Below are 1,872 nucleotides of genomic sequence, written 5' to 3'. Positions count from 1 at the left end.
CGCGATGTGCTCGTCCAGTTCCGCGTCGCGCCGGGCGCGGGCAGAGGGCGGACGGTTCTTGGCGGCGTAGTAGGTGCTGGTGGAGATGGGGCGGCCGTGCTCGGTCAGGACACGGCAGATCGGCTCGCCCTGACCTCCCGCGAACGGGCGGAACTGGCCGAGCGGATGCACCGTGACGCCTCGCCGCTCAAAGCCCTGCCGGTCAGGCGAGTCTTCATTCCGAAGGCGAACGGGAAACAGCGCCCCCTGGGGATTCCGGTGCTGGCGGATCGCGTGCAGCAGGCACGCGTGAAGAACGCCCTGGAGCCCGAGTGGGAGGCCCGGTTCGAGCCGAGATCCTTTGGATTCAGGCCCGGCCGTGGCTGCCACGACGCGATCGAGGTCATCTTCAAGACGCTGTGCGGCAACCGCAGCCAGCGCCGGTGGATCCTGGACGCGGACCTGGCCGGAGCATTCGACCGGATCGACCACCAGCACCTTCTCGACAGCCTCGGCGCCTTCCCCGCGCGGGGCATGGTCCAGGCCTGGCTGAAGGCCGGCGTGATCGAGTTTGGCGGGTTCACACCGACCGACGAGGGAACCCCTCAGGGCGGAGTGATCAGCCCCGTGCTGCTGAACGTGGCCCTGCACGGAATGGAGAAGGCGGCGGGCGTCCATTACCGGCCCAGCGTTCGTAGTGACGCCGAGACGGTCAAGGGATGCCCTGTGCTGGTCAGATACGCCGACGATTACGTGGCGATGTGCCACAGTCGCGAGCAGGCCGAGCGGGTCAAGGTCGCCCTCGCGGCATGGCTGGAGCCGAGAGGACTCCGCTTTAACGAGGACAAGACACGCATCGTCCACGTTGAGGACGGATTCTCGTTCCTGGGCTTCGACATCCGCCGCCGCGTCGACCGGCAGGGCAGCGGAAAACTGCTCATCACCCCCAGCAAGGAGTCGGTCAAGCGGCTCCGGAAGCGGCTTTCCGCCGCCGTGCGCTCCATGCATGGCGCGAACGCGGCCGCAGTGGTGTTCCGGCTCAACCCGGTCATCCGGGGATGGTCGGCCTACTACCGGAGTGTGGTCTCCGGCCGGGTCTTCACCGGCCTGGACCACCACGTCTGGCATCTCACCTACCGGTGGGCCAGACGCTCGCACCCAAACAAGTCGAGGGGCTGGGTTGCGACCCGGTACTTCGGCAAGTTCCACAAGTCCCGGCGGGACCGGTGGGTGTTCGGCGACCGCGACAGCGGCGCCTACCTCACCAAGTTCGCCTGGACGAAGATCGTCCGACACGTCCCGGTCCAGGGCGGAGCTTCTCCGGATGACCCTGCCCTGACCGAGTACTGGGCCGATCGGCGACGCAAGAAGAAGGCCCCACCCGTGGACGAGCACACCGCCCGGCTTCTGCGAAACCAGGGAGGTCGCTGCCCCGCCTGCGGGGAACTTCTTCTGCATGCCGAACACGAACCGCGCAGCCCACACGAGTGGGAACAGTGGTTCATGACCGTCCGGCGCGTGCTGGCCAAACAGCACATCGTCGAGCAGGTCGGCGGCCAGGACCGGACCTTCTACCGGCTCCTCCACGCGCATTGCCGACGCCGGAACCTCGCCGGAACGGCGGTGCACCAGCCATGACGCTGACGCTGAATCCTCGTCGCCCATGGGGCTTGCTTGAGCCGTGGTGCCTGGAAAGCGGGCATGCCCGGTTCTGAGGGGGGACCGCCGCAGTAATGCGGCGGTCCTACCCGACGGTTTGAGGTGCCCTAGTGGTGCATCACGCAACCTTGGTGGGGTAACTGGTCCATGACCGGATCGGGGAGCTGGCGGCGAAGCTGACCTTCGGGGCGGCGTGCCGGTTGCGCCAGCGGACGTAGGCCGCGATGGCGGCGT

Annotated in this window: 1 protein-coding gene; it reads left to right on the top strand. The window is 67.7% G+C overall.

Going from position 1 to position 1,872, the window contains the following annotated elements:
- Positions 1-6: 6 nt before the first annotated feature.
- A complete protein-coding gene (ltrA, locus tag ACH34R_RS44075) occupies positions 7-1,617 on the top strand; it encodes a group II intron reverse transcriptase/maturase (RefSeq protein ID WP_397567615.1) in 1,611 nt (536 codons plus the stop codon).
- Positions 1,618-1,872 lie beyond the last annotated feature (255 nt).

It is taken from the genome of Spongiactinospora sp. 9N601 (assembly GCF_044326295.1).
GTDB lineage: Bacteria > Actinomycetota > Actinomycetes > Streptosporangiales > Streptosporangiaceae > Spongiactinospora > Spongiactinospora gelatinilytica.
This window is presented reverse-complemented; position numbering and strand designations above follow the sequence as displayed.